The sequence below is a fragment of the Pseudomonas sp. MF08875 genome, from assembly GCF_059862525.1.
Window position 1 is genome coordinate 68186 of sequence record NZ_JCBCUW010000015.1, and the last position, 25746, is coordinate 93931.

General features: G+C 60.6%; 23 protein-coding genes. 21 read left to right on the forward strand and 2 right to left on the reverse strand.

Translation table 11 applies throughout. The annotated features are described in order from the left end of the window. Nucleotides 1–11: 11 nt before the first annotated feature. Nucleotides 12–374, reverse strand: coding sequence for an ATP-dependent Clp protease adapter ClpS (gene clpS, locus AC19YT_RS11050; protein WP_015094394.1), 363 nt, complete (start codon nt 372–374; stop codon nt 12–14). A 225-nt stretch (nt 375–599) separates the two neighbouring features. On the opposite strand from clpS, the gene cspD reads away from it, so the two are divergent. After that, nucleotides 600–863, forward strand: a complete 264-nt coding sequence (gene cspD / locus AC19YT_RS11055; RefSeq protein WP_176465138.1) for a cold shock domain-containing protein CspD — start codon at nt 600–602, stop codon at nt 861–863. An 80-nt stretch (nt 864–943) separates the two neighbouring features. Here cspD and icd read toward each other — a convergent pair whose 3' ends face one another. Continuing rightward, nucleotides 944–2200: an NADP-dependent isocitrate dehydrogenase gene (icd, locus tag AC19YT_RS11060; RefSeq protein WP_095109940.1), complete on the reverse strand. Its 1257-nt coding sequence runs from the start codon at nt 2198–2200 to the stop codon at nt 944–946. Nucleotides 2201–2693: 493 nt separating this feature from the next. On the opposite strand from icd, the gene AC19YT_RS11065 reads away from it, so the two are divergent. The 20 genes from AC19YT_RS11065 (at nt 2694) to nuoL (ending at nt 25708) form a co-directional block, all read left to right on the forward strand. Further along, nucleotides 2694–4940, forward strand: a complete 2247-nt coding sequence (locus tag AC19YT_RS11065; protein WP_500610237.1) for an NADP-dependent isocitrate dehydrogenase — start codon at nt 2694–2696, stop codon at nt 4938–4940. Between the two features lie 209 nt (nt 4941–5149). Next, nucleotides 5150–5596 carry an NUDIX hydrolase gene (locus tag AC19YT_RS11070; protein WP_500610238.1) on the forward strand — a complete coding sequence of 149 codons (447 nt, stop codon included), beginning with the start codon at nt 5150–5152 and terminating at the stop codon, nt 5594–5596. A gap of 59 nt (nt 5597–5655) precedes the next feature. Continuing rightward, nucleotides 5656–6780 carry a tRNA 2-thiouridine(34) synthase MnmA gene (gene mnmA, locus AC19YT_RS11075; RefSeq protein ID WP_500598816.1) on the forward strand — a complete coding sequence of 375 codons (1125 nt, stop codon included), beginning with the start codon at nt 5656–5658 and terminating at the stop codon, nt 6778–6780. Continuing rightward, nucleotides 6777–7400, forward strand: coding sequence for a high frequency lysogenization protein HflD (gene hflD / locus AC19YT_RS11080; RefSeq protein ID WP_095109944.1), 624 nt, complete (start codon nt 6777–6779; stop codon nt 7398–7400). Before mnmA ends, hflD begins: the two co-directional genes overlap by 4 nt. Before the next feature lie 115 nt (nt 7401–7515). Beyond that, entirely contained in the window at nt 7516–8886 is a 1371-nt protein-coding gene (purB, locus tag AC19YT_RS11085; protein WP_500610239.1) for an adenylosuccinate lyase, read from the forward strand. Between the two features lie 84 nt (nt 8887–8970). Further along, nucleotides 8971–10140 carry a ribosomal protein uL16 3-hydroxylase gene (locus AC19YT_RS11090; RefSeq protein WP_095109946.1) on the forward strand — a complete coding sequence of 390 codons (1170 nt, stop codon included), beginning with the start codon at nt 8971–8973 and terminating at the stop codon, nt 10138–10140. Beyond that, entirely contained in the window at nt 10133–10555 is a 423-nt protein-coding gene (locus tag AC19YT_RS11095) for a GNAT family N-acetyltransferase (RefSeq protein ID WP_095109947.1), read from the forward strand. Before AC19YT_RS11090 ends, AC19YT_RS11095 begins: the two co-directional genes overlap by 8 nt. 147 nt (nt 10556–10702) lie before the next feature. Further along, on the forward strand, nt 10703–11437 hold the full coding sequence (locus AC19YT_RS11100; protein ID WP_500598812.1) for a secretin N-terminal domain-containing protein: 735 nt from the start codon (nt 10703–10705) through the stop codon (nt 11435–11437). 477 nt (nt 11438–11914) lie between these two features. Continuing rightward, nucleotides 11915–13240 (forward strand): isocitrate lyase, encoded by a 1326-nt coding sequence (gene aceA, locus AC19YT_RS11105; RefSeq protein WP_095109949.1) that lies wholly within the window; start codon nt 11915–11917, stop codon nt 13238–13240. 571 nt (nt 13241–13811) lie between these two features. Further along, nucleotides 13812–14225 carry an NADH-quinone oxidoreductase subunit A gene (locus AC19YT_RS11110; RefSeq protein WP_077045930.1) on the forward strand — a complete coding sequence of 138 codons (414 nt, stop codon included), beginning with the start codon at nt 13812–13814 and terminating at the stop codon, nt 14223–14225. Nucleotides 14226–14235: 10 nt separating this feature from the next. After that, nucleotides 14236–14910, forward strand: a complete 675-nt coding sequence (locus tag AC19YT_RS11115; RefSeq protein ID WP_095109950.1) for a NuoB/complex I 20 kDa subunit family protein — start codon at nt 14236–14238, stop codon at nt 14908–14910. 74 nt (nt 14911–14984) lie between these two features. After that, a complete protein-coding gene (gene nuoC, locus AC19YT_RS11120) occupies nt 14985–16769 on the forward strand; it encodes an NADH-quinone oxidoreductase subunit C/D (protein WP_095109951.1) in 1785 nt (594 codons plus the stop codon). A 2-nt stretch (nt 16770–16771) separates the two neighbouring features. Further along, entirely contained in the window at nt 16772–17269 is a 498-nt protein-coding gene (nuoE, locus tag AC19YT_RS11125) for an NADH-quinone oxidoreductase subunit NuoE (RefSeq protein ID WP_095109952.1), read from the forward strand. Next, nucleotides 17266–18621 (forward strand): NADH-quinone oxidoreductase subunit NuoF, encoded by a 1356-nt coding sequence (nuoF, locus tag AC19YT_RS11130; protein ID WP_500610240.1) that lies wholly within the window; start codon nt 17266–17268, stop codon nt 18619–18621. Before nuoE ends, nuoF begins: the two co-directional genes overlap by 4 nt. A 135-nt stretch (nt 18622–18756) precedes the next feature. After that, on the forward strand, nt 18757–21471 hold the full coding sequence (gene nuoG / locus AC19YT_RS11135; RefSeq protein WP_095109954.1) for an NADH-quinone oxidoreductase subunit NuoG: 2715 nt from the start codon (nt 18757–18759) through the stop codon (nt 21469–21471). Then, on the forward strand, nt 21468–22475 hold the full coding sequence (gene nuoH, locus AC19YT_RS11140; protein ID WP_095109955.1) for an NADH-quinone oxidoreductase subunit NuoH: 1008 nt from the start codon (nt 21468–21470) through the stop codon (nt 22473–22475). The genes nuoG and nuoH overlap by 4 nt, the downstream gene beginning before the upstream one ends. A gap of 11 nt (nt 22476–22486) precedes the next feature. After that, nucleotides 22487–23035 (forward strand): NADH-quinone oxidoreductase subunit NuoI, encoded by a 549-nt coding sequence (gene nuoI / locus AC19YT_RS11145; protein ID WP_095109956.1) that lies wholly within the window; start codon nt 22487–22489, stop codon nt 23033–23035. 9 nt (nt 23036–23044) lie between these two features. Next, entirely contained in the window at nt 23045–23548 is a 504-nt protein-coding gene (gene nuoJ, locus AC19YT_RS11150; RefSeq protein ID WP_095109957.1) for an NADH-quinone oxidoreductase subunit J, read from the forward strand. A 1-nt stretch (nt 23549) separates the two neighbouring features. Next, a complete protein-coding gene (nuoK, locus tag AC19YT_RS11155) occupies nt 23550–23858 on the forward strand; it encodes an NADH-quinone oxidoreductase subunit NuoK (RefSeq protein ID WP_038612823.1) in 309 nt (102 codons plus the stop codon). Next, on the forward strand, nt 23855–25708 hold the full coding sequence (nuoL, locus tag AC19YT_RS11160) for an NADH-quinone oxidoreductase subunit L (RefSeq protein ID WP_500610241.1): 1854 nt from the start codon (nt 23855–23857) through the stop codon (nt 25706–25708). The genes nuoK and nuoL overlap by 4 nt, the downstream gene beginning before the upstream one ends. Nucleotides 25709–25746: the final 38 nt, after the last annotated feature.

Here is a 25746-nt window from a genome sequence, read left to right on the forward strand (position 1 = left end):
AGTGGTCGGAGTTAACCGTCCTTCTCGATTTCACAGAGTAGCGGATGCTGGCTTTCCCTGGCGTACTGGTTGACCTGCATGGCCTTGGTCTCGGCGATGTCGCGGGTAAACACTCCACATACTGCCCGTCCTTCTGTATGAACGGCCAGCATGACCTTGGTCGCCAGCTCGCGATTCAGGTTAAAAAACACCTCGAGCACTTCGACGACGAAATCCATCGGTGTGTAGTCATCATTGAACAAAACCACCTTGTACATCGGTGGCGCCTGTAGGGCAGGCTTAGCCTCCTGTACAGCAATGCCTGCGGAATCGTCGTCGTGTAGGTCCGGGCGATCCTGATTGAATGTTAGTCGAATCTGGCTGATTGCATGCATGGAAAGAAAGGTTCGTCAGTTGTGCAAATACAGTGGTGGGGGCTCCCCGGGAGGATTTCAACTCCATCCGCCCAGTCACCTTGACTATCAGCAAAACGGTGTTACAACCAATAGGAGCCCACATTGGGTAATAAAGGTCCGCACCGTCAACCGGATTTTCCGTTTTGAGTGCAGATTAACTGGATGATACTCCAGTGATGGAGTCTGTTGCAGAGGGATATGAGTATGGCAAGCGGCAAGGTCAAATGGTTTAACAATGCCAAGGGGTATGGATTTATCAACGAAGAAGGCAAGACAGAAGACCTGTTTGCCCATTATTCAGCTATCGAGATGGATGGATACAAGACCCTGAAAGCGGGTCAGCCAGTGAAGTTCGAAATCATCCAGGGCCCCAAGGGACTGCATGCCATCAAAATCAGCGCCAATATCGATACCCCCAACGCCGGCACAAGCAGCCCGACACCAAGAAAAGAAGCCGCTGCAACCTAAGAACAACCAAACATTCAGATATAAAAAACCGGCCATATCAATCAAATGAAATGGCCGGTTTTTGCTTAGCGCAGATCAGCTCACATATGAGAGATCAGGGCATCGCCGAACGCAGAAGACGACAGCAGTTTGGCACCGTCCATCAGGCGTTCGAAGTCATAGGTCACAGTCTTGGCCGAGATGGCGCCATTGGTGCCCTTGATGATGAGGTCGGCCGCTTCGGTCCAGCCCATGTGACGCAGCATCATTTCCGCCGACAGGATCAGCGAACCCGGGTTCACCTGGTCTTTGCCTGCGTACTTCGGGGCCGTACCGTGGGTGGCTTCGAACATGGCGATGGTGTCAGACAGGTTGGCGCCCGGAGCGATACCGATACCGCCCACTTCCGCCGCCAGGGCGTCGGACAGGTAGTCACCGTTGAGGTTCAGGGTGGCGATCACATCGTACTCGGCCGGGCGCAGCAGGATCTGCTGAAGCATGGCGTCGGCAATGGCATCCTTGACGATGACGTTCTTGCCGGTTTTTGGGTTCTTGAACTGCATCCAAGGACCACCATCAAGCAGGGTCGCGCCGAATTCTTCGGCCGCCACTTCGTAGGCCCATTCCTTGAAGGCACCTTCGGTGAACTTCATGATGTTGCCTTTGTGCACGATGGTCAGCGAGTCACGGTCGTTATCGACTACATACTGCAGTGCCTTGCGAGCCAGACGCTTGGTGCCCTGCAGGGAAACCGGCTTGATACCGATGCCGCAGTTTTCGTCGAAACGGATCTTGGTCACGCCCATTTCGTCTTTCAGGAACTTGATGACCTTGGTCGCTTCCGGCGAACCCGCCTTCCACTCGATACCGGCATAAATGTCTTCGGAGTTTTCGCGGAAGATCGTCATGTCGACGTCGCCAGGCTTCTTGACCGGGCTAGGCACGCCTTCAAACCAACGCACAGGGCGCAGGCAAACGTACAGGTCCAGTTGCTGGCGCAGGGCCACGTTCAGGGAACGGATACCGCCGCCGACTGGCGTGGTCAACGGGCCCTTGATGGAGACAACGTAGTCTTTGACGGCGTCCAGGGTTTCCTGAGGCAGCCAGGTGTCCTGATCGTAGACCTGAGTGGCCTTCTCACCGGCGTACACTTCCATCCAGGAGATTTTGCGCTCGCCACCGTAAGCTTTCTTAACAGCCGCATCGACAACCTTAATCATGACCGGGCTGATATCGACGCCAATGCCATCACCTTCGATAAAAGGGATGATCGGGTTGTTAGGAACATTGAGAGAATGGTCTGCATTGACGGTGATTTTGTCGCCGACTGCTGGAACCTGAATCTTCTTGTATCCCATGCTGGACTCCGTTGTGTGGATTGAACATCTGGCTGCGCAGGAGCGTAACCCAGTTGAATCTGGACGGGAACCTTATGTTCCACTCATCTGGGACCGAACCTGTACTTTTGGCGCCCTACAAGCTGCAAAGCAACGAGGGAACCGACAAAGTGCAGCACCAGGGCGCGCAGTGTAAGGCCCCCACCGGGCACGAGCCTTTAGACCAAAGGACAACCCCCCGCCCGCATTCGCCGCCAGCGTAGTACTAAAGACCTATGTATAATGCGCCGGTGACCACTGGGTCACAGAACACAACCCTGTCAGGAATGAGACTTTCAGCCCTGAAGAGGCCGCGCTGCTACCGCAAACCGGCCGTCCGACGTTTGATTGATGCACCCAACATCATCGCGAAGAAACCTCGACTTTCGGCTCATGGATGACTTTGAACGAAAGCGCCTATCACGCGCATCTCGAGTTTCCGAGCACGCTTAGCCAGAAGAGAGTTAATCCGAATATGCCCACCCGCTCGAAGATCATCTACACCTTCACCGACGAAGCTCCCGCCCTCGCCACTTACTCCCTGCTCCCGATCATCGAAGCCTTCACCGCTTCGGCCGATATCGCCGTGGAAACCCGTGACATCTCTCTTGCAGCACGCATCCTCGCCAGCTTCACCGAGCAACTGAGCACGGACAAAGCGGTGTCGGACGACCTGGCAGAACTGGGCGACCTGGCCATCACGCCAGAAGCCAACATCATCAAGCTGCCCAACATCAGTGCTTCGGTCCCCCAGCTCAAGGCTGCGATCAAGGAGCTCCAGGCCAAGGGCTTCGAGCTGCCGGACTACCCGGAAGCGCCGGCCAACGACGCCGACAAAGAAACCCGCGCCCGCTACGACAAGATCAAGGGCAGTGCCGTGAACCCGGTGCTGCGCGAAGGCAACTCCGACCGCCGCGCCCCGCTGTCAGTCAAGAACTACGCCCGCAAGCATCCGCACAAAATGGGCGCCTGGGCTGCGGACTCCAAGTCCCACGTGGCCCACATGAGCAACGGCGACTTCTACGGCAGCGAAAAAGCCGCACTGATCGAAACCAAGGACAGCGTCAAAATCGAACTGATCGCCCAGGACGGCAGCGTCAGCGTCCTGAAGGAAAAGACCGCCGTGCAAGCCGGCGAGATCATCGATTGCGCCATCATGAGCAAAAAGGCCCTGCGCGCCTTCATCGCCGCGCAAATTGAAGACGCCAAAAAACAAGGCGTACTGCTGTCGGTGCACTTGAAAGCCACCATGATGAAAGTCTCCGACCCGATCATGTTCGGCCAGATCGTTGCCGAGTTCTATCAGGACGCCCTGAGCAAGCACGCTGATGTGCTGCGCGAAATCGGCTTCAACCTGAACAACGGCATCGGTGACCTTTACGCGCGCATCAAGGCCCTGCCGGTGGAGCAACAAGCCCAGATCGAAGCCGACATCCAGGCTGTGTACGCAGTCCGCCCGGCACTGGCGATGGTCAACTCCGACAAAGGCATCACCAACCTGCACGTACCGAGCGACGTGATCGTCGACGCCTCGATGCCCGCCATGATCCGTGACTCCGGCAAGATGTGGGGCACCGACGGCCAGTTGCACGACACCAAGGCCGTGATCCCGGATCGCTGCTACGCCACCATCTACCAAGCGGTAATCGAAGACTGCAAGCAACACGGCGCCTTCGACCCGACCACCATGGGCAGCGTGCCGAACGTGGGCCTGATGGCGAAAAAGGCCGAAGAGTACGGCTCCCACGACAAGACTTTCCAGATCAAGGCTGACGGCATGGTTCGCGTCACCGACAGCAAAGGCAACCTGCTGCTGGAGCAAGCGGTCGAGGCCGGTGACATCTTTCGCATGTGCCAGACCAAGGACGCACCGATCCAGGACTGGGTCAAACTAGCGGTCAACCGTGCCCGCGCCAGTGCAACCCCGGCGATTTTCTGGCTGGACCCGATGCGCGCCCATGATGGCGTCGTGGTCGAGAAAGTTCAGGCCTACCTGAAGGATCACGACACCTCGGGCCTGGACATCCGCATCATGTCGCCGGTCGAGGCGATGGCGTTCACCCTCAAGCGTATCCGCGCGGGGCAGGACACCATCTCGGTCACCGGCAACGTACTGCGCGACTACCTGACCGACCTGTTCCCGATCATGGAACTGGGCACCAGCGCCAAGATGCTGTCGATCGTGCCGCTGATGAACGGTGGCGGCCTGTTCGAGACCGGCGCTGGCGGCTCCGCGCCCAAACATGTGCAGCAACTGCTGGAAGAGAACTTCCTACGCTGGGACTCCCTGGGTGAGTTCCTCGCCCTGGCCGCTTCCTTGGAGCACCTGGGCACCACCTACGACAATCCCAAGGCGCAGGTGCTGGCCAAAACCCTGGACCAAGCCACCGGTAAGTTCCTGGACAACAACAAGTCGCCTTCGCGCAAAGTCGGCAACATCGACAACCGCGGCAGCCACTTCTACCTGGCGCTGTACTGGGCCCAGGCCCTGGCCGCCCAGACCGAAGACAGCGCCCTGCAAGCGCAATTCGCCACCCTGGCCCAGACCCTGGCCGAGAACAAGGCAACCATCGTTGCCGAGCTCAACGCGGTCCAGGGCAAGCCAGTGGATATCGGCGGCTACTACCACGCCACCCCGGCGCTGTTGCGCAAGGCAATGCGTCCAAGCAAGACCTTCAACGACGCCATCGCGGCCCTGGTATCGGACAGCCTGGCTGCCTGATTGCCCCCCGCGCCGCCACCACAAACCCCGGCCCCGTGCCGGGGTTTGTGCTTTGCGGACCTTGATTGCCCTACATGAACGAGTTTGCGCGCGATAACGGTTTATCATCCCGCAGCGGTATCAGCCGGCACATTGCTATCGCCTGCAGGTTCACCCCACAAAAAGTCCACCTAACATCCCCTGCATAAACCTGAAATCGAGGAAGTTCTATGGATTGGCAGCCCCACATCACCGTCGCCACCATCGTCGAAGACAACGGCCGCTTCCTGATGGTCGAAGAATCCAAGGGCGGCCGCGCCGTGCTCAACCAACCCGCCGGCCATCTGGACCCGAACGAAACCCTGATTGAGGCCGCCGTTCGCGAAACCCTGGAAGAAACCGGCTGGGACGTCGAACCCACCGCGGTGGTTGGCCTCTACCTCTACACCGCCCCCAGCAACGGCGTGACCTACCAACGTGTGTGCTTCGCCGCCAAGCCCCTCAAACACCACCCCGATTATCAACTCGACGACGGCATCATCGGTGCCCGCTGGCTGGCCCGCGACGAATTGATAGCCCGACGCGAGCACTGGCGCAGCGAGCTGATTATCCGCTGCATCGACGATTATCTGGCCGGCTCGCGCCACAGCCTGGCGCTGATCCGCCCTTCTCTTTAGCCTTGCGGGCTGCGGCCTGCTAGAATCGCGTCCTTTTTCAAGACACCCGTTGAATTCCTATGCGTGAGCCAGCCCCTTCTGACACACAAAAGAAGCGCGTCATCGTCGGCATGTCCGGCGGCGTGGATTCTTCCGTTTCCGCCCTCCTGCTGATCGAGCAGGGCTATGAGGTGGAAGGCCTGTTCATGAAGAACTGGGAAGAAGACGATGGAACGGACTACTGCACCGCCATGGACGACCTGGCCGACGCCCAGGCCGTTTGCGACAAGATCGGCATCAAGCTGCACACCGCCAACTTCGCCGCCGAATACTGGGACAACGTGTTCGAGCACTTCCTGGCCGAATACAAGGCCGGGCGCACGCCGAACCCGGACATCCTGTGCAACCGCGAAATCAAGTTCAAGGCGTTCCTCGACTACGCCTTGATGCTGGGTGCCGACCTGATTGCTACAGGCCACTACGTGCGCCGCCGCGATATCGATGGCCGTACCGAGCTGCTCAAGGGCCTGGACCCGAACAAAGACCAGAGCTACTTCCTCCACGCCGTGGGTGGCGAGCAGATCGCCAAGACCCTGTTCCCGGTCGGCGAGCTGGAAAAACCCGCGGTGCGCGCTATCGCTGAAAAGCACGAGTTGGCCACCGCCAAGAAAAAGGACTCCACCGGGATCTGCTTTATCGGCGAACGCCGCTTCAGCGACTTCCTCAAGCAGTACCTGCCCGCACAACCGGGCGAGATCAAAACCACCGAAGGCGAGGTCATCGGCCGCCACCATGGCCTGATGTACCACACCATCGGCCAGCGCCAGGGCCTGGGCATCGGCGGCCTAAAAGATGCAGGCGATGAGCCCTGGTACGTACTGGTCAAGGACCTGGAGCACAACGAACTGATCGTCGGCCAGGGCAACAATCACCCCTGGCTGTTTTCAGGCGCCCTGCTCGCCTCCGACATCTATTGGGTCAACCCGATCGATCTGAGCGCACCGCGCCGGCTCACCGCCAAAGTGCGCTATCGCCAGAGCGATCAGCCCTGCACCCTGGAAAAAACCGCCGATGGCTATCGCGCTACCTTTGATGAACCGCAACGGGCGGTCACACCGGGGCAATCCGTGGTGTTCTATGACGGTGAAATCTGCCTGGGTGGCGGCGTGATCGAAGTCGCCGAACCCTGGAGCAACCCGGCATGAGCCCGACTCAGGAGCAACTGACAGCCCTGGGCGGGGTGTTCCTTGCCGCGGTACTGGTGGACAAGATTGCCAAGACCGGGCAGGTCACCGAGGCGGGCCTGAGCTGCATGCTCGGCAGCCTGCTGATCCGCGACCCCAAGGACACCCTGGAAGTCTACGGCGGCGATGACCTGAACCTGCGCGAAGGTTACCGCGCCCTCATCGGCGCCCTTGAGCGCGACCCTAACACCTTGCAGCGCGAGCCACTGCGCTACGCCCTGTCCATGCTGGGTCTGGAGCGGCAACTGGCCAAGCGCGACGACCTGCTGGAAACCATCGGCAAACGCCTGCCGCAGATCCAGGCGCAGGTAGAGCATTTCGGCCCCGCCCATGAAAATGTCATCGCTGCGTGCGGCGCGCTGTACCAGGACACCCTGAGCACCCTGCGCCAGCGCATCCAGGTGCACGGCGACATGCGCAACCTGCAGCAGCCCAGCAATGCCTCGAAGATCCGCGCCCTGCTCCTGGCCGGCATTCGCTCGGCGCGCCTGTGGCGGCAACTGGGTGGGCATCGCTGGCAACTGGTCATCAGCCGACGCAAGCTGCTCAAAGAGCTCTACCCGCTGATGCGCAGTAGCTGAACCTGTATTTGTAGCCCTTGACGCGTAATACGTCGGTCAGTTGGCAACGGACCGACGATTTTTTTCATGTATGATACGCGCCCCATTTCGTTGCCCGACTGTCCGAGAACACCCCATGCAGCTCTCTTCGCTCACTGCGGTTTCCCCTGTTGACGGCCGCTACGCCGGCAAAACTCAGGCCCTGCGCCCTATTTTCAGCGAGTACGGCCTGATCCGCGCCCGCGTCCTGGTTGAAGTGCGTTGGCTCCAGCGCCTGGCCGCCCATCCCGCCATCAGCGAAGTGCCGGCGTTCTCCGCGCAAGCCAACGCCGTGTTGAACACCCTGGCGGAAAATTTCTCCCTGGAACACGCCGAGCGTGTGAAAGAGATCGAGCGCACCACCAACCACGACGTTAAAGCCATCGAATACCTGCTCAAAGAGCAAGCGGCCAAGCTGCCGGAACTGGCCCAGGTCAGCGAGTTCATCCACTTTGCCTGCACCAGTGAGGACATCAACAACCTGTCCCACGCCCTGATGCTGCGCGAAGGCCGTGATGACGTGATGCTGCCCCTGATGCGCCAGACCGCCAATGCCATCCGCGAACTGGCGATCCGCTTCGCCGACGTGCCGATGCTGTCGCGCACCCACGGCCAACCGGCTTCGCCGACCACCCTGGGCAAAGAGCTGGCCAACGTCGTGTATCGCCTGGAGCGCCAGATCGCCCAGGTTGCCGCCGTGCCGCTGCTGGGCAAGATCAACGGCGCCGTGGGCAACTACAACGCCCACCTGTCGGCCTACCCCGAGATCGACTGGGAAGCCAACGCTCGCGCCTTCATCGAAGACGAACTGGGCCTGGGCTTCAACCCCTACACCACCCAGATCGAACCTCACGACTACATCGCCGAACTGTTCGATGCCATCGCCCGCTTCAACACCATCCTGATCGACTTCGATCGCGATATCTGGGGCTACATCTCCCTGGGCTACTTCAAGCAGCGCACCATCGCCGGCGAAATTGGCTCCTCGACCATGCCCCACAAGGTCAACCCGATCGACTTCGAGAACTCCGAAGGCAACCTGGGCATCGCCAACGCGCTGTTCCAGCACCTGGCGAGCAAGCTGCCGATTTCCCGCTGGCAGCGCGACCTGACTGACTCCACCGTACTGCGTAACCTGGGCGTCGGCTTTGCCCACAGCGTGATCGCGTACGAAGCGAGCCTCAAAGGCATCAGCAAGCTGGAACTCAACGAGCAGAAAATCGCCGCTGACCTGGACGCCTGCTGGGAAGTCCTGGCCGAGCCGATCCAAACGGTCATGCGTCGCTACAACATCGAAAACCCGTATGAAAAACTCAAAGAGTTGACGCGCGGCAAAGGCATCAGCCCACAAGCGCTGCAAACTTTCATCGATGGCCTGGAAATGCCGGCCGCTGCGAAAGCCGAACTCAAGCTGCTGACGCCGGCCAACTACATCGGCAATGCCGTGGCCCAAGCCAAACGCATCTGATCGCCGCTTGACCCCTTGAGACGCCCGGCAGCGCCGGGCGTTTTTATTCCCGTCTGAAAAGTGCTTTTTTTCAATAGGTTACACATGAATCCTGATATTCCTCTTCAACTTCTGGGCGGCATCACGGCACGGGAATTCCTGCGCGACTACTGGCAGAAGAAGCCCCTGCTGATCCGCCAAGCCATCCCCGATTTCGAAAGCCCGATCGACGCCGACGAACTGGCCGGCCTGGCCCTGGAAGAAGAGGTCGAATCGCGCCTCATCATCGAGAACGGCGAACGCCCCTGGGAATTGCGCCGCGGCCCTTTCGCCGAAGACGAATTCAGCAAACTACCGGAGCGCGACTGGACCCTGCTGGTGCAAGCAGTCGACCAATTCGTACCGGAAGTCAGCGAACTGCTGGAACACTTCCGCTTCCTGCCGAGCTGGCGCGTGGACGACGTGATGATTAGCTTCGCCGCGCCGGGCGGCAGCGTCGGCCCGCATTTCGACAACTACGACGTGTTCCTGCTGCAAGGCCACGGCAAGCGCAACTGGAAAATTGGCCAGATGTGCACCTCCGAAAGCCCGATGCTGCAACACGCCGATCTGCGCATCCTGGCCGAATTTGAAGAAACCGACGAATGGGTCCTGGAACCAGGCGACATGCTCTACTTGCCGCCGCGCCTGGCTCATTGCGGCGTGGCCGTGGATGACTGCATGACCTACTCCGTGGGTTTCCGCGCGCCAAGCGCCGCCGAAGTGCTGACCCATTTCACCGATTTCCTCAGCCAGTTCCTGCCTGATGAAGATCGCTACACCGACGCCGACGCGCAACCGGTCAGCGACCCGCACCAGATCCAGCACGACGCCCTCGACCGCCTCAAGGGCCTGCTGGCCGAGCACATGAGCGACGAACGCTTGCTGCTGACCTGGTTCGGCCAGTTCATGACCGAGCCACGCTACCCGGAACTGGTGGCTGGCCCCGAGGATCTGGAGGAGGAAGAGGTGCTCAGCGCCCTGGAACAAGGCGCCATCCTGATACGCAATCCAAGCGCACGCCTGGCCTGGTCGGAAGTCGACGACGATCTGCTACTGTTCGCCAGCGGTCAGAGCCGTTACCTGCCAGGTAAATTGCGCGAACTGTTGAAAATGATCTGCGCCGCCGATGCCCTGCACGCCGACAACCTCGGCCCATGGCTGAGCGACGAAGATAGCCGCGGCCTGCTGTGTGAACTGGTCAAGCAAGGAAGCCTGGGGTTTGCCGATGAATAAGATTCACGTACGTGTCGCAGACTGGCAAAAGGACAACGCTGAGATCCGGCGCATTCGTGAAGCGGTGTTCATCGCCGAGCAATCCGTCCCACCAGAACTGGAATGGGACGCTGATGACAGTGGCGCGGTGCATTTCCTGGCCTACGAGGGCGACTTCCCCATCGGCACCGCCCGCTTGCTGCCCAGCGGCGAGATTGGCCGTGTATCGGTGCTCAAGGACTGGCGCGGGCTGAAGGTGGGCGATGCCCTGATGGAAGCGGTAATCGGCGAAGCCGAGAAACGCGGGCAGACCAAGCAGACCCTCAGCGCACAGGTGCACGCTGCGCCGTTTTATGAGCGCCTGGGCTTCAACATCGTCAGCGAAGAATTCCTAGAAGTAGGCATTCCTCACGTCGATATGGTGCGCGAAGCCTGACCCGCCACGCGATTGCCTTCCCACGCCCGCCCAAAAACACCCTGCTATCCACCGATGCCAGGGTGTTTTGCGTTCTACGATTCAACTTGCCCCCTCGCAGGCCGACAAACTGGCAGAATCAGCCTTTGAATCGCAGAGATAACGGACATGTCCCTACGCACCCTATTCACCGCCGCGCTCCTGGCCGCTAGCTTTTCGGTGATGGCCGCCACCGAAGTCCTGCCATTGAACAATCGCACCAGCGCCGACCTGCTACCGGTGGCGCAGAACTTCCTTGGCAAGGAGGGCACCGTCAGCGCCTACGGCAATCAACTGATCGTCAATGCCGAGCCAGAAAAAATCCAAGGCCTGCGCACCCTGCTCGAGCAGTTGGACACACCGGCCAAGCGCCTGCTGATTACCGTCGACACCAGCGAAAACAGCCAACAGACCAGTACCAGCCAGACCCGTATCATCACCCGCAGCACCGCCAGCCGTGACGGCGGCGTGCAGCAAATCCAGGCCAGCGAAGGCGTCCCGGCCTTGATCCAGACTGGCCAAAGCGTGCCGCTGACCAGCACCCAGACCGATGCCTATGGCCGCCTGCAAAGCCAGACCGAGTACCGCAACGTCACCCAGGGCTTCTACGTCACTGCCAGTGTCACCGGCGACACCGTGCACCTGGCCATCAGCACCAACCGCGACCGTATGAGCCAGGAGCGCCCGGATGTAGTGAACGTGCAGAGCACCGACACAACCGTCAGTGGGCGCCTGGGCGAATGGATCACCCTGGCCGGAATCAACCGCCAGACTCAAGCCGATATTCAAGGCCAGACCCGCAACTACGGGACCCAAGGCCGGGATGACATGAGCCTGCGGGTTAAAGTCGAGACTTTGGACTAGAACATCGAAAACTGACTGATTAGTCGTATTAGACCAAAGATGTAGTGCCGCAAAAAAAGCACTACAAAATGTTTGACGAGGCAAAAAACCAAAGGCATGATGGCCTCGCTCCCGCTAATCAGAGGCCCTGGCAAGGGCCTTCGGATCGATGCTCACACCTTACCGACCTGAGCCGATTCGTGTCTGTACCGCCCACAAGGTGTGTTTGACGAGGTTGCGACTGGAACGAAGTTGTCCCGAGGGACGGAAGCGTAACTAGGTAACCCGGCATCACACTGACAAACGTATAAAGGCCCACGACGCCCGAATGCGCTCGCCAGAACGCCTTTACCTGCTCACTTCCTCCTCGAGCCCATCGTTCATCCCGTCGCCTTCCCCGCCAGACCCGACTTGGCTACCTAAGCTTCTGGTCAGCGAGCAGCATGAATTTTCCACCCAAGAACGACTTTCAACAAAGACGCGACGAGGTTTATCTCCATGGCACTGACACGCGAACAGCAAATTGCAGCCCTCGAAAAAGATTGGGCTGAAAACCCACGCTGGAAAGGCGTGACACGCGCTTACTCCGCTGCTGACGTCGTGCGTCTGCGTGGCTCGGTTCAGCCTGAGCACACCCTGGCACGCATGGGCGCCGAAAAGCTGTGGAACCTGGTTACCCAGGGCGCCAAGCCTTCCTTCCGCCCTGAGAAAGATTTCGTCAACTGCATGGGCGCCCTGACTGGTGGCCAGGCTGTGCAACAAGTCAAGGCCGGCATCCAGGCGATCTACCTGTCGGGCTGGCAAGTAGCCGCAGACAACAACTCCGCCGAGTCGATGTACCCGGACCAATCGCTGTACCCGGTTGACTCGGTTCCAACCGTGGTCAAGCGCATCAACAACTCGTTCCGTCGCGCCGACCAGATCCAGTGGAAAGCCGGCAAGAACCCAGGCGACGCTGGCTACATCGACTACTTCGCGCCGATCGTTGCCGACGCTGAAGCCGGTTTCGGCGGCGTTTTGAACGCTTACGAGCTGATGAAGAGCATGATCGAAGCAGGCGCCGCTGGCGTTCACTTCGAAGACCAACTGGCCTCCGTGAAAAAATGCGGCCACATGGGCGGCAAGGTACTGGTTCCAACCCAGGAAGCCGTGCAGAAGCTGACCGCTGCCCGCCTGGCGGCCGACGTTGCCGGCACCCCGACTATCATCCTGGCACGTACCGACGCGAACGCGGCTGACCTGCTGACTTCCGACTGCGACCCGTACGACCAGCCATTCGTGACTGGCGAACGCACCCAGGAAGGCTTCTACAAAGTACGCGCCGGTCTCGACCAGGCGATCGCTCGCGGCCTGGCCTACGCGCCTTACGCTGACCTGATCTGGTGCGAAACCGCCAAGCCAGACCTGGAAGAGGCTCGTCGCTTCGCCGAAGCGATCAAAAAGGAATACCCAGACCAACTGCTGTCGTACAACTGCTCGCCTTCCTTCAACTGGAAGAAAAACCTGGACGACGCGACCATCGCCAAATTCCAGCGCGAACTGTCCGCCATGGGCTACAAGCACCAGTTCATCACCCTGGCCGGCATTCACAATATGTGGCACAGCATGTTCAACCTGGCGCACGACTACGCCCGCAACGACATGACCGCCTACGTGAAGCTGCAAGAGCAGGAATTCGCTGACGCCGCCAAGGGTTACACCTTCGTGGCTCACCAGCAGGAAGTGGGCACTGGCTACTTCGACGACATGACCACCGTGATCCAGGGTGGCACCTCTTCGGTTACCGCACTGACCGGCTCCACCGAAGAAGAACAGTTCCACTGATTGGTTTCACCTGAGCAAACGGCCAGGGCATAACGTATAGAAAGCTAACTGCCCTGCTGCATCTCTGACGCCCCGACTGGTTCGGGGCGTTTTTTTTGCCTACAGATTGGTCCAAGCGACCATGCAGGAACGCTGACCTGGCAAGCAATACGCAAAAATCGCCATCCAGAATTGATCCAACGCAGTATTTGCCAGCGCAAAACAGGCTAAAACGAGCGTGCCCGCAACTTGCTGTTGCGGGCATATAAAGACAACTTCCCGGCTACTTCCCCGATTAACAGTTTAAAAACCATCACAAATAGTATTGATTATCATTTAGCGATAAATCCATTCATTACAACCTCTACAAAACATAATTAACGAAATCCGTTGTAATGCCCGCCACACATGGCTTTGCGGACCTCTGAGGTGAGCTATGTCCTTATTCCAATGAATAATTTCGCTATAGGAATTTTACTTGCTCGGTGTTTAGCCATAAAATCACCGCGATTGATTGCGCTGCGACATATCGTCACTGCTTTATTTCTTTATCAAGCTCAGAGACCTTTGCTCTCTGTTAAGGATTACCAGCATGCCCGAAGCGACAGGACTCATGGCCCACAACTGGGGCTTTGCCATTTTCCTTCTTGGGGTTATCGGCCTCTGTGCCTTCATGCTCGGCGTATCCAGCCTCCTGGGGTCAAAAGCCTGGGGTCGCAGCAAAAACGAACCGTTCGAGTCCGGCATGCTACCTACAGGTGGCGCCCGCTTGCGGCTCTCAGCCAAATTCTATCTGGTCGCGATGTTGTTCGTGATCTTCGATATCGAAGCCCTCTTTCTCTTTGCCTGGTCTGTGTCCGTCCGCGAAAGCGGCTGGACCGGATTCGTCGAAGCCCTCGTTTTCATAGCAATTCTGTTGGCAGGCCTTGTCTACCTATTCCGAGTGGGCGCCCTTGACTGGGCTCCGGAAGCTCGTCGTAAGCGGCAAGCGAAGCTGAAACAATGAGGCTTTGGCGATGCAATACAATCTCACCAGGATCGACCCGGATGCTCCTAACGAGCAGTACCCGATCGGCGAACGGGAAACCGTTTCCGATCCGTTAGAAGATCAAGTCCACAAAAACATCTTCATGGGCAAGCTCGAGGACGTGCTCAACGGCACCGTCAACTGGGGCCGCAAGAACTCCCTGTGGCCGTATAACTTCGGCCTCTCGTGCTGCTACGTGGAAATGACCACCGCCTTCACGGCACCCCACGATATCGCACGCTTTGGCGCCGAAGTGATCCGGGCGTCACCGCGCCAGGCTGACTTCATGGTCATTGCCGGCACCTGCTTCATCAAGATGGCGCCGATCATTCAGCGTCTCTACGAGCAAATGCTCGAACCGAAGTGGGTTATCTCCATGGGTTCGTGCGCCAACTCCGGCGGCATGTACGACATCTACTCCGTGGTTCAAGGAGTGGACAAGTTCCTGCCCGTGGACGTCTACGTGCCTGGCTGCCCGCCTCGCCCAGAAGCGTTCCTGCAAGGTTTGATGCTGTTGCAGGAGTCGATCGGACAGGAGCGTCGCCCACTTTCCTGGGTGGTCGGGGATCAAGGCGTATACCGCGCCGAGATGCCGTCCCAGAAGGAACAGCGCCGCGAACAGCGTATTCAGGTGACCAACCTGCGCAGCCCAGACGAAGTCTGATCCAGCTCTAGCTTCTCTAATAGAAACGAGAACCTGGCTTCATTCTTTACGTTGACCCAAAGCGATAAAAAACCATGACTACAGGCAGTGCTCTGTACATCCCGCCTTATAAGGCAGACGACCAGGATGTGGTCGTCGAACTCAATAACCGTTTTGGCCCCGAGGCGTTCACCGCCCAGGCGACCCGCACCGGCATGCCGGTGCTGTGGGTTGCCCGCGCCAAACTCGTCGAAGTCCTGACCTTCCTGCGCAACCTGCCCAAGCCGTACGTCATGCTCTATGACCTGCATGGCGTGGACGAGCGCCTGCGCACCAAGCGTCAAGGGCTGCCCAGCGGCGCCGACTTCACCGTGTTCTATCACCTGCTGTCGATCGAACGTAACAGCGACGTGATGATTAAAGTCGCCTTGTCCGAGGGTGACCTCAGCCTGCCGACCATCACCAGCATCTGGCCGAACGCCAACTGGTACGAGCGGGAAGTGTGGGACATGTACGGCATCGATTTCGCCGGCCACCCGCACCTGACACGCATCATGATGCCGCCGACCTGGGAAGGTCACCCGCTGCGCAAGGACTTCCCGGCGCGGGCCACCGAATTCGACCCCTACAGCCTGAACCTGGCCAAGCTGCAGCTTGAAGAAGAAGCCGCACGCTTCAAGCCCGAAGACTGGGGCATGAAACGCTCCGGCGCTAACGAGGACTACATGTTCCTCAACCTGGGCCCCAACCACCCTTCGGCCCACGGTGCCTTCCGCATCATCCTGCAGCTGGACGGCGAAGAAATCGTCGATTGCGTCCCGGACATCGGCTACCACCACCGTGGCGCCGAAAAAATGGCCGAGCGCCAGTCCTGGCACAGTTTCATCCCGTACACCGACCGTATCGACTACCTCGGCGGCGTGATGAACAACCTGCCGTACGTACTCTCGGTAGAAAAACTGGCCGGTATCAAGGTGCCGGAGAAGGTCGACACCATCCGCATCATGATGGCCGAGTTCTTCCGCATCACCAGCCACCTGCTGTTCCTGGGCACCTATATCCAGGACGTGGGCGCGATGACGCCGGTGTTCTTCACCTTTACCGACCGGCAGAAAGCCTACACCGTGATCGAAGCCATCACCGGTTTCCGCCTGCACCCGGCCTGGTACCGCATCGGTGGCGTCGCCCACGACCTGCCGCGCGGCTGGGAGAAACTGGTCAAGGACTTCATCGAATGGATGCCCAAGCGCCTGGACGAGTACCAGAAAGCCGCGCTGGACAACAGCATCCTGCGAGGCCGCACCATCGGTGTCGCCGCCTACAACACCAAAGAGGCCCTGGAGTGGGGCGTCACTGGTGCGGGGCTGCGCTCCACCGGTTGCGATTTCGACCTGCGCAAGGCACGCCCATACTCCGGCTACGAGAACTTCGAGTTCGAAGTGCCGCTGGCAGCCAATGGCGACGCCTATGACCGTTGCATCGTGCGCGTCGAAGAAATGCGCCAGAGCCTCAAGATCATCGAGCAGTGCATGCGCAACATGCCAGCCGGCGCGTACAAGGCGGATCACCCGCTGACCACGCCGCCGCCCAAAGAGCGCACCCTGCAGCACATCGAGACCCTTATCACGCACTTCCTGCAGGTTTCGTGGGGCCCGGTCATGCCGGCCAACGAGTCCTTCCAGATGATCGAAGCGACCAAGGGCATCAACAGTTATTACCTGACGAGCGATGGCGGCACCATGAGCTACCGCACCCGGATTCGCACCCCAAGCTTCCCGCACCTGCAGCAGATCCCTTCGGTGATTAAAGGCAGCATGGTCGCGGACTTGATCGCGTACCTGGGTAGTATCGATTTCGTTATGGCCGACGTGGACCGCTAAGCATGAACAGCACGCTTATCCAGACAGACCGTTTCGCCTTGAGCGAAACCGAGCGCTCGGCCATCGAGCACGAGCTGCATCACTACGAAGACCCGCGCGCGGCGTCAATCGAAGCGCTGAAAATCGTCCAGAAGGAACGTGGCTGGGTGCCTGACGGCGCGCTCTACGCCATCGGCGAGATCCTTGGCATCCCCGCCAGTGACGTCGAAGGCGTGGCCACCTTCTATAGCCAGATCTTCCGCCAACCGGTGGGCCGCCACATCATTCGCGTCTGCGACAGCATGGTCTGCTACATCGGCGGCCATGAGTCCGTGGTCAGCGAAATCCAGAACACTCTCGGGATTGGCCTGGGCCAGACCACCGCCGACGGTCGTTTCACCCTGCTGCCTGTCTGCTGCCTCGGCAACTGCGACAAGGCACCGGCGTTGATGATTGACGACGACACTTTCGGTGATGTCCAGCCTACTGGCGTCGCCAAACTGTTGGAGGGCTACGTATGACCCTGCCTTCCTTCGGCCCGGCCAACCGCATCCAGCGCTCGGCCGAAACCCACCCGCTGACCTGGCGCCTGCGTGACGACGGCGAAGCCGTATGGCTGGACGAGTACCAGGCCAAGAACGGTTATGCGGCCGCCCGCAAGGCGTTTGCCGACATGGCCCAGGACGATATCGTCCAGACCGTGAAGGACGCCGGCCTCAAGGGCCGCGGCGGCGCCGGCTTCCCTACGGGTGTGAAGTGGGGCCTGATGCCCAAGGACGAGTCCATCGATATCCGCTACCTGCTGTGCAACGCGGATGAAATGGAACCCAACACCTGGAAAGACCGCATGCTGATGGAGCAACTGCCCCATCTGCTGATCGAAGGCATGCTCATCAGCGCCCGCGCGCTGAAAACCTACCGCGGCTACATCTTCCTGCGCGGCGAATACACCACCGCCGCCAAGCACCTCAACCGTGCCGTACAGGAAGCCAAGGCCGCCGGCCTGCTGGGCAAGAACATCCTCGGCTCGGGTTTTGATTTCGAGCTGTTCGTGCACACCGGTGCCGGGCGCTACATCTGCGGTGAAGAAACCGCCCTCATCAACTCCCTCGAAGGCCGCCGCGCCAACCCGCGCTCCAAGCCGCCCTTCCCCGCCGCCGTGGGCGTGTGGGGCAAGCCCACGTGCGTAAACAACGTCGAAACCCTGTGCAACGTGCCGGCGATCATTGCCGACGGCGTGGACTGGTACAAATCCCTGGCCCGCGAAGGCAGCGAAGACATGGGCACCAAGCTCATGGGCTTCTCCGGCAAGGTCAAGAATCCGGGCCTGTGGGAACTGCCGTTCGGCATCACCGGCCGCGAGCTGTTCGAGGACTACGCCGGCGGCATGCGCGACGGCTTCAAGCTCAAGGCCTGGCAGCCCGGTGGTGCCGGTACCGGGTTCCTGCTGCCGGAACACCTGGACGCGCAAATGTACGCCGGCGGCATCGCCAAAGTGGGCACCCGCATGGGTACCGGCCTGGCGATGGCGGTAGACGACAGCGTCAACATGGTTTCGCTGCTGCGCAACATGGAGCAGTTCTTCGCCCGTGAATCCTGCGGTTTCTGCACCCCTTGCCGCGATGGCCTGCCCTGGAGCGTCAAGCTGCTGATGGCCATCGAGAAAGGCGAAGGCCAGCCCGGCGACATCGAGACCCTGCTGGGTCTGGTCGGTTTCCTCGGCCCAGGCAAGACCTTCTGTGCTCACGCACCGGGCGCCGTGGAGCCATTGGGCAGCGCGATCAAATACTTCCGTCCAGAGTTCGAAGCCGGCATCGCGCCCACCAGCGCCGCCGTCCCGCCCCTGGCAAGGCCGATCGTAGTCGGCGCGTAACGCTTAAACAGGCGAAGGGTCCGTGCCCCTCGCCTTTCGTGCGATGACGCCGCTAGCGGCTGTGTTGATTCGCACGCACAACAAGATTCCATTAGCCACGCCCGCTGACACCGGGCCAACGAAGAACTTTGAACCATGGCCACTATCCACGTAGACGGCAAAGCGCTCGAAGTCGACGGGGCGGACAACCTGTTACAGGCATGTCTGTCGCTAGGCCTCGATATCCCATACTTCTGCTGGCACCCTGCCCTGGGCAGCGTTGGCGCTTGCCGCCAGTGCGCGGTCAAGCAGTACACCGACGAAAACGACACCCGTGGTCGGATCGTTATGTCCTGCATGACCCCTGCCACCGACAACACCTGGATCTCCATCGACGATGATGAATCCAAGGCCTTTCGCGCCAGCGTTGTCGAATGGCTGATGACCAACCACCCCCACGACTGCCCGGTCTGTGAGGAAGGCGGTCACTGCCACCTGCAAGACATGACGGTAATGACCGGCCACAACGAGCGCCGTTACCGCTTCACCAAGCGTACCCACCAGAACCAGCAACTAGGCCCGTTCATTTCCCACGAGATGAACCGCTGCATCGCCTGCTACCGCTGCGTGCGCTTCTACAAGGACTACGCCGGCGGCACCGACCTGGGCGTGTTCGGCGCCCACGACAACGTGTACTTCGGTCGCGTTGAAGACGGCGTGCTGGAAAGCGAGTTCTCCGGCAACCTCACCGAGGTCTGCCCGACCGGTGTGTTCACCGACAAGACTCACTCCGAGCGCTACAACCGCAAGTGGGACATGCAATTCGCCCCAAGCATCTGCCATGGCTGCTCCAGCGGTTGCAACATCTCCCCGGGCGAGCGCTACGGTGAACTGCGCCGCATCGAGAACCGCTTCAACGGCTCGGTGAACCAGTATTTCCTGTGCGACCGTGGCCGTTTCGGCTATGGCTACGTCAACCGCGAAGACCGCCCGCGCCAGCCGTTGTTGGCCGGTGGCGCCAAGCTGAGCCTGGACGAAGCGCTGGACAAGGCCGCCGACCTGCTGCGCGGCCGCAATATTGTCGGCATCGGCTCACCCCGCGCCAGCCTGGAAAGCAACTACGCCTTGCGTGAGCTGGTCGGTGCCGAGCACTTCTACAGCGGTATCGAAGCCGCTGAACTGGAGCGCATCCGCCTCGTCCTGCAGGTACTGAACGACAGCCCGCTGCCCGTGCCGAACATGCGCGACATCGAAGACCACGACGCGATCTTCGTGCTCGGTGAAGACCTGACCCAAACCGCCGCCCGTATCGCCCTGTCGCTGCGCCAGTCGGTCAAAGGCAAGGCCGAGGAAATGGCCGACGCCATGCGCGTCCAGCCCTGGCTCGACGCCGCGGTGAAAAACATCGGCCAGCACGCGCTCAACCCGCTGTTTATCGCCAGCCTGGCTGAAACCAAGCTCGACGACATCGCCGAAGAATGCGTCCACGCCGCTCCCGACGACCTGGCACGCATCGGTTTCGCCGTGGCTCACGCCCTGGACGCCAGCGCCCCGGCCGTCGAAGGCCTGGACAGCGAAGCGCAGGCTCTGGCCCAACGCATCGCTGACGCCCTCCTTGCCGCCAAGCGCCCACTGGTGATCGCCGGTACTTCCCTGGGCTCCAAGGCCCTGATCGAAGCAGCCGCCAACATCGCCAAGGCCCTCAAGCTGCGCGAGAAGAACGGCTCCATCAGCCTGATCGTGCCGGAAGCCAACAGCCTCGGCCTGGCCATGCTCGGGGGCGACTCCCTGGATGCAGCCCTGGACGCAGTGATCGGCGGCCAAGCCGACGCCATCGTGGTCCTGGAAAACGACCTGTTCACCCGCACCGACGCAGCCAAGGTCAACGCGGCCCTGGACGCGGCCAAAGTGCTGATCGTCGCCGACCACCAGAAAACCGCCACCAGCGAGCGCGCCCATCTGGTCCTGCCAGCGGCGAGCTTCGCCGAAGGCGACGGCACCCTCGTCAGCCAGGAAGGCCGCGCCCAGCGCTTCTTCCAGGTCTTCGACCCGCAATACATGGACGCCAGCATCCTGGTGCACGAAGGCTGGCGCTGGCTGCATGCCCTGCGCGCCACCCTGCTGAACCAGCCGATCGACTGGACCCAACTGGACCACGTCACCGCGGCCTGTGCCGCCAGCACACCGCAACTGGCGCGCATCGTCGACGCCGCACCGTCCGCGGCGTTCCGCATCAAGGGCCTGAAACTGGCCCGCGAACCGCTGCGCTACAGCGGTCGCACGGCCATGCGCGCTGACATCAGCGTGCACGAACCGCGCACCCCGCAGGACAAGGACACCGCGTTCGCCTTCTCCATGGAAGGCTACTCGGGCTCCGCTGAACCCCGTCAGCAGGTGCCGTTCGCCTGGTCGCCGGGCTGGAACTCGCCACAGGCCTGGAACAAGTTCCAGGACGAAGTCGGCGGCCACCTGCGCGCCGGCGACCCGGGCACCCGCCTGATCGAAAGCCGTGGCGATGCACTGGGCTGGTTCGCCAATGTGCCCCGCGCCTTCAACCCGGCCCCGGGCACCTGGCAAGCCGTGCCGTTCTTCCACCTGTTCGGCAGCGAGGAGAACTCCTCCAAAGCCGCCCCGGTGCAGGAACGCATCCCGGCAGCCTACGTGGCCCTGGCCAAATCCGAGGCAGATCGCCTGGGCGTGAATGACGGTGCCCTGCTGAGCTTGAACGTGGCGGGCACGACCCTGCGCCTGCCACTGCGCATCAACGAAGAACTGGGCGCGGGCCTGGTGGGCCTGCCTGCCGGTATCGCAGGCATTCCACCGGCGATTTTCGGCAAGCCCGTTGACGGTCTGCAGGAGGCAGCGCAATGAGTTGGTTCACCCCTGAAGTGATCGACACGATCATTGCGGTCATCAAGGCGATCGTGGTGCTGCTGGCCGTGGTTGTCGCCGGCGCCCTGCTCAGCTTCATCGAGCGGCGTTTGCTGGGCTGGTGGCAGGACCGCTACGGTCCGAACCGCGTAGGCCCGTTCGGCATGTTCCAGATCGCCGCCGACATGATAAAGATGTTCTTCAAGGAAGACTGGACGCCGCCGTTCGCCGACAAGGTGATCTTCACCCTGGCGCCGGTGGTGGCCATGAGTGCCTTGCTGATCGCTTTCGCGATCATCCCGATCACCCCGACCTGGGGCGTGGCGGATCTGAACATCGGCCTGCTGTTCTTCTTCGCCATGGCGGGGCTTTCGGTCTACGCGGTGCTGTTCGCCGGTTGGTCGAGCAACAACAAGTTTGCCCTGCTAGGCAGCTTGCGGGCCTCGGCCCAGACCGTGTCCTACGAAGTGTTCATGGGCCTGGCGCTGATGGGCATTGTGGTGCAGGTCGGCTCGTTCAACATGCGCGACATCGTGGAATACCAGGCGCAAAACCTGTGGTTCATCATTCCGCAGTTCTTCGGCTTCTGTACCTTCTTCATCGCTGGCGTGGCCGTGACTCACCGTCACCCCTTCGACCAACCGGAAGCGGAACAGGAACTGGCCGACGGCTACCACATCGAATACGCCGGCATGAAATGGGGCATGTTCTTCGTCGGTGAATACATCGGCATCATCCTGATCTCGGCGCTGTTGGTGACCCTGTTCTTCGGTGGCTGGCACGGTCCATTCGGCATCCTGCCGCAACTGGCCTTCGTCTGGTTCGCCTTGAAGACCGCGTTCTTCATCATGCTGTTCATCCTGCTGCGCGCTTCTATTCCGCGCCCGCGCTATGACCAGGTGATGGATTTCAGCTGGAGATTCTGCCTGCCGCTGACCCTGATTAATTTGCTGGTGACTGCTGCGGTTGTGTTGTGGAACACGCCAGCGGGCGCGGTTCAGTGAGGATTTGACCCATGTTCAAATATATTGGCGACATCGTTAAGGGTACCGGTACCCAGTTGCGAAGCCTGGCGATGGTGTTCGGCCACGGCTTTCGCAAACGCGACACCCTGCAATACCCGGAAGAAGCGGTGTACCTGCCGCCGCGCTATCGCGGCCGCATTGTCCTGACCCGCGACCCCGACGGCGAAGAGCGCTGCGTAGCCTGCAACCTGTGCGCCGTGGCGTGCCCGGTGGGCTGCATCTCGCTGCAAAAGGCCGAGACCGAGGACGGGCGCTGGTACCCGGAGTTTTTCCGCATCAACTTCTCGCGCTGCATTTTCTGCGGCCTCTGCGAGGAAGCCTGCCCGACCACCGCAATCCAGCTCACACCGGATTTCGAGATGGCCGAGTTCAAGCGTCAGGACCTGGTTTACGAGAAAGAAGATCTGCTGATCTCCGGCCCCGGCAAAAACCCTGACTACAACTTCTATCGCGTTGCCGGTATGGCCATCGCCGGTAAGCCTAAGGGCGCCGCGCAGAATGAAGCCGAACCGATCAACGTGAAGAGCTTGCTGCCTTAAGGAAGAAAGATGGAATTCGCTTTCTATTTCGCGTCGGGTATCGCTGTAGTTTCCACGCTTCGCGTGATTACCAACACCAACCCCGTGCACGCCCTGCTCTACCTGATTATTTCGCTGATCGCCGTGGCGATGACCTTTTTCAGCCTCGGCGCGCCATTTGCCGGGGTCCTGGAAGTGATCGCCTACGCCGGTGCCATCATGGTGCTGTTCGTGTTCGTGGTGATGATGCTGAACCTGGGCCCGGCCTCGGTTCAGCAAGAACGCGTCTGGCTCAAGCCTGGCATCTGGATCGGGCCGGTAATTCTCGGCACCCTGCTGCTGGCCGAACTGCTGTATGTGCTGTTCGCCAACCCGAGCGGTGCCAGCATCGGTCAAACCACCGTGGACGCAAAGGCCGTGGGCATCAGCCTGTTCGGTCCGTACCTGCTGGTGGTCGAACTCGCCTCGATGCTGCTGCTCGCCGCAGCCGTCACGGCGTTCCACTTGGGCCGCAATGAGGCGAAGGAGCAATAACATGCCTGCTATTCCCTTGGAACACGGCCTGGCCGTCGCCGGTATCCTGTTCTGCCTTGGCCTGGTCGGCCTGATGGTACGGCGCAACATCCTGTTCGTGCTAATGAGCCTGGAAATCATGATGAACGCCGCGGCATTGGCCTTCATCGTAGCGGGGGCCCGTTGGGCGCAGCCGGATGGACAGATCATGTTCATCCTGGTCATCAGCCTGGCAGCCGCCGAGGCCAGTATTGGCCTGGCAATCCTGCTGCAGCTGTATCGCCGCTTCCACACGCTTGATATCGATGCTGCCAGTGAGATGCGCGGATGAACCTTCTCTTTCTGACTTTCGTATTTCCCCTGATCGGTTTTCTGCTGCTGTCGTTCTCTCGCGGCCGCATTTCGGAAAACCTCGCCGCGCTGATTGGCGTCGGTTCCATTGGCCTGTCTGCCATCGTCACCGCTTATGTGATCTGGCAGTTCAACGTCGCACCGCCACCCGGCGGCCACTACACCCAGGTGCTGTGGCAGTGGATGGCGGTCGAAGGCTTCACCCCCAACTTCGCTCTGTACCTGGATGGCCTGTCGGTGACCATGCTCGGCGTGGTGGTGGGCGTGGGCTTCCTGATCCACCTGTTCGCATCCTGGTACATGCGCGGTGAAGCCGGTTACTCGCGCTTCTTCGCCTACACCAACCTGTTCATCGCCAGCATGCTGTTCCTGATCCTGGGCGATAACCTGTTGTTCCTGTACTTCGGCTGGGAAGGCGTGGGCCTGTGCTCGTACCTGTTGATCGGTTTCTACTACAGCAACCGCAACAACGGCAACGCAGCGCTCAAGGCCTTTATCGTCACCCGCATCGGCGACGTGTTCATGGCCATCGGCCTGTTCATTCTGTTCCAGCAACTGGGCACCCTGAATATCCAGGAACTGCTGGTGCTGGCACCGCAGAAATTCCAGGCCGGCGACTTCTGGATCACCCTGGCGACCCTGATGCTGCTGGGCGGTGCGGTCGGTAAATCGGCGCAACTGCCACTGCAAACCTGGCTGGCGGATGCGATGGCCGGCCCGACCCCGGTGTCGGCGCTGATCCACGCGGCGACCATGGTGACCGCCGGTGTCTACTTGATCGCCCGTACCCACGGTCTGTTCACCCTCGCGCCGGACATCCTGCACCTGGTGGGCGTGGTCGGTGGCGTGACCCTGGTGCTGGCCGGTTTTGCTGCACTGGTACAGACCGACATCAAGCGCATCCTCGCCTACTCGACCATGAGCCAGATCGGCTATATGTTCCTGGCCCTGGGCGTCGGCGCGTGGGAAGGCGCGATCTTCCACCTGATGACTCACGCGTTCTTCAAGGCCCTGCTGTTCCTCGCCTCCGGCGCGGTGATCGTGGCCTGTCACCATGAGCAGAACATCTTCAAGATGGGCGGCCTGTGGAAGAAACTGCCGCTGGCCTACGCCAGCTTCATCGTCGGCGGCGCGGCCCTGGCGGCCCTGCCACTGGTCACCGCAGGCTTCTACTCCAAGGACGAAATCCTCTGGGAAGCGTTCGCCAGTGGTAACCAGGGCCTGCTCTACGCTGGCCTGGTGGGCGCGTTCATGACGTCGCTGTACACCTTCCGCCTGATCTTCATTGCGTTCCACGGTGAAGCCAAAACCCAAGCCCACGCCGGCCATGGCATTGCCCACTGGCTGCCGCTGTCGGTGCTGATCGTGCTGTCCACCTTCATCGGCGCCATGATTACCCCGCCGCTGGCCGGTGTGCTGCCACAAAGCGTCGGCCATGCTGGCGGCGACGCCAAGCACAGCCTGGAAATCGCCTCGGGCGCCATCGCCCTGGCCGGCATCCTGCTGGCTGCCCTGCTGTTCCTGGGCAAGCGCCGCTTCGTCAGCGCCATCGCCAACAGCAGCCTGGGCCGCGTACTTTCGGCCTGGTGGTTCGCGGCTTGGGGCTTCGACTGGATCTACGACAAGCTGTTCGTCAAGCCGTACCTCGCTATCAGCCACCTGCTGCGCAAAGACCCACTGGACCAGACCATTGGCCTGATCCCGCGTGCCGCCAAAGGGGGCCACAACGCCCTGAGCCGCACCGAAACCGGTCAACTGCGTTGGTATGCCGCGTCCATGGCGGCCGGTGCTGTGCTGGTGATCGGCGCCATCGTTTTGGTAGCGGTCTGATATGAACCTTGCGACATTGCGAAAGGAATTGAGCCCGT

Excerpts from the sequence above, each read along its gene's own strand:
- nuoI (WP_095109956.1), top strand. The coding sequence starts at position 22,487 with ATGTTCAAATATATTGGCGACATCGTTAAGGGTACCGGTACCCAGTTG.
- clpS (WP_015094394.1), bottom strand. The coding sequence starts at position 374 with ATGCATGCAATCAGCCAGATTCGACTAACATTCAATCAGGATCGCCCG.
- AC19YT_RS11110 (WP_077045930.1), top strand. The coding sequence starts at position 13,812 with ATGCCCGAAGCGACAGGACTCATGGCCCACAACTGGGGCTTTGCCATT.
- nuoC (WP_095109951.1), top strand. The coding sequence starts at position 14,985 with ATGACTACAGGCAGTGCTCTGTACATCCCGCCTTATAAGGCAGACGAC.
- AC19YT_RS11065 (WP_500610237.1), top strand. The coding sequence starts at position 2,694 with ATGCCCACCCGCTCGAAGATCATCTACACCTTCACCGACGAAGCTCCC.
- nuoF (WP_500610240.1), top strand. The coding sequence starts at position 17,266 with ATGACCCTGCCTTCCTTCGGCCCGGCCAACCGCATCCAGCGCTCGGCC.
- AC19YT_RS11100 (WP_500598812.1), top strand. The coding sequence starts at position 10,703 with ATGTCCCTACGCACCCTATTCACCGCCGCGCTCCTGGCCGCTAGCTTT.
- hflD (WP_095109944.1), top strand. The coding sequence starts at position 6,777 with ATGAGCCCGACTCAGGAGCAACTGACAGCCCTGGGCGGGGTGTTCCTT.
- cspD (WP_176465138.1), top strand. The coding sequence starts at position 600 with ATGGCAAGCGGCAAGGTCAAATGGTTTAACAATGCCAAGGGGTATGGA.
- aceA (WP_095109949.1), top strand. The coding sequence starts at position 11,915 with ATGGCACTGACACGCGAACAGCAAATTGCAGCCCTCGAAAAAGATTGG.
- AC19YT_RS11115 (WP_095109950.1), top strand. The coding sequence starts at position 14,236 with ATGCAATACAATCTCACCAGGATCGACCCGGATGCTCCTAACGAGCAG.
- nuoJ (WP_095109957.1), top strand. The coding sequence starts at position 23,045 with ATGGAATTCGCTTTCTATTTCGCGTCGGGTATCGCTGTAGTTTCCACG.
- nuoK (WP_038612823.1), top strand. The coding sequence starts at position 23,550 with ATGCCTGCTATTCCCTTGGAACACGGCCTGGCCGTCGCCGGTATCCTG.
- AC19YT_RS11090 (WP_095109946.1), top strand. The coding sequence starts at position 8,971 with ATGAATCCTGATATTCCTCTTCAACTTCTGGGCGGCATCACGGCACGG.
- nuoE (WP_095109952.1), top strand. The coding sequence starts at position 16,772 with ATGAACAGCACGCTTATCCAGACAGACCGTTTCGCCTTGAGCGAAACC.
- mnmA (WP_500598816.1), top strand. The coding sequence starts at position 5,656 with ATGCGTGAGCCAGCCCCTTCTGACACACAAAAGAAGCGCGTCATCGTC.
- nuoH (WP_095109955.1), top strand. The coding sequence starts at position 21,468 with ATGAGTTGGTTCACCCCTGAAGTGATCGACACGATCATTGCGGTCATC.
- AC19YT_RS11095 (WP_095109947.1), top strand. The coding sequence starts at position 10,133 with ATGAATAAGATTCACGTACGTGTCGCAGACTGGCAAAAGGACAACGCT.
- AC19YT_RS11070 (WP_500610238.1), top strand. The coding sequence starts at position 5,150 with ATGGATTGGCAGCCCCACATCACCGTCGCCACCATCGTCGAAGACAAC.
- nuoL (WP_500610241.1), top strand. The coding sequence starts at position 23,855 with ATGAACCTTCTCTTTCTGACTTTCGTATTTCCCCTGATCGGTTTTCTG.
- purB (WP_500610239.1), top strand. The coding sequence starts at position 7,516 with ATGCAGCTCTCTTCGCTCACTGCGGTTTCCCCTGTTGACGGCCGCTAC.
- icd (WP_095109940.1), bottom strand. The coding sequence starts at position 2,200 with ATGGGATACAAGAAGATTCAGGTTCCAGCAGTCGGCGACAAAATCACC.
- nuoG (WP_095109954.1), top strand. The coding sequence starts at position 18,757 with ATGGCCACTATCCACGTAGACGGCAAAGCGCTCGAAGTCGACGGGGCG.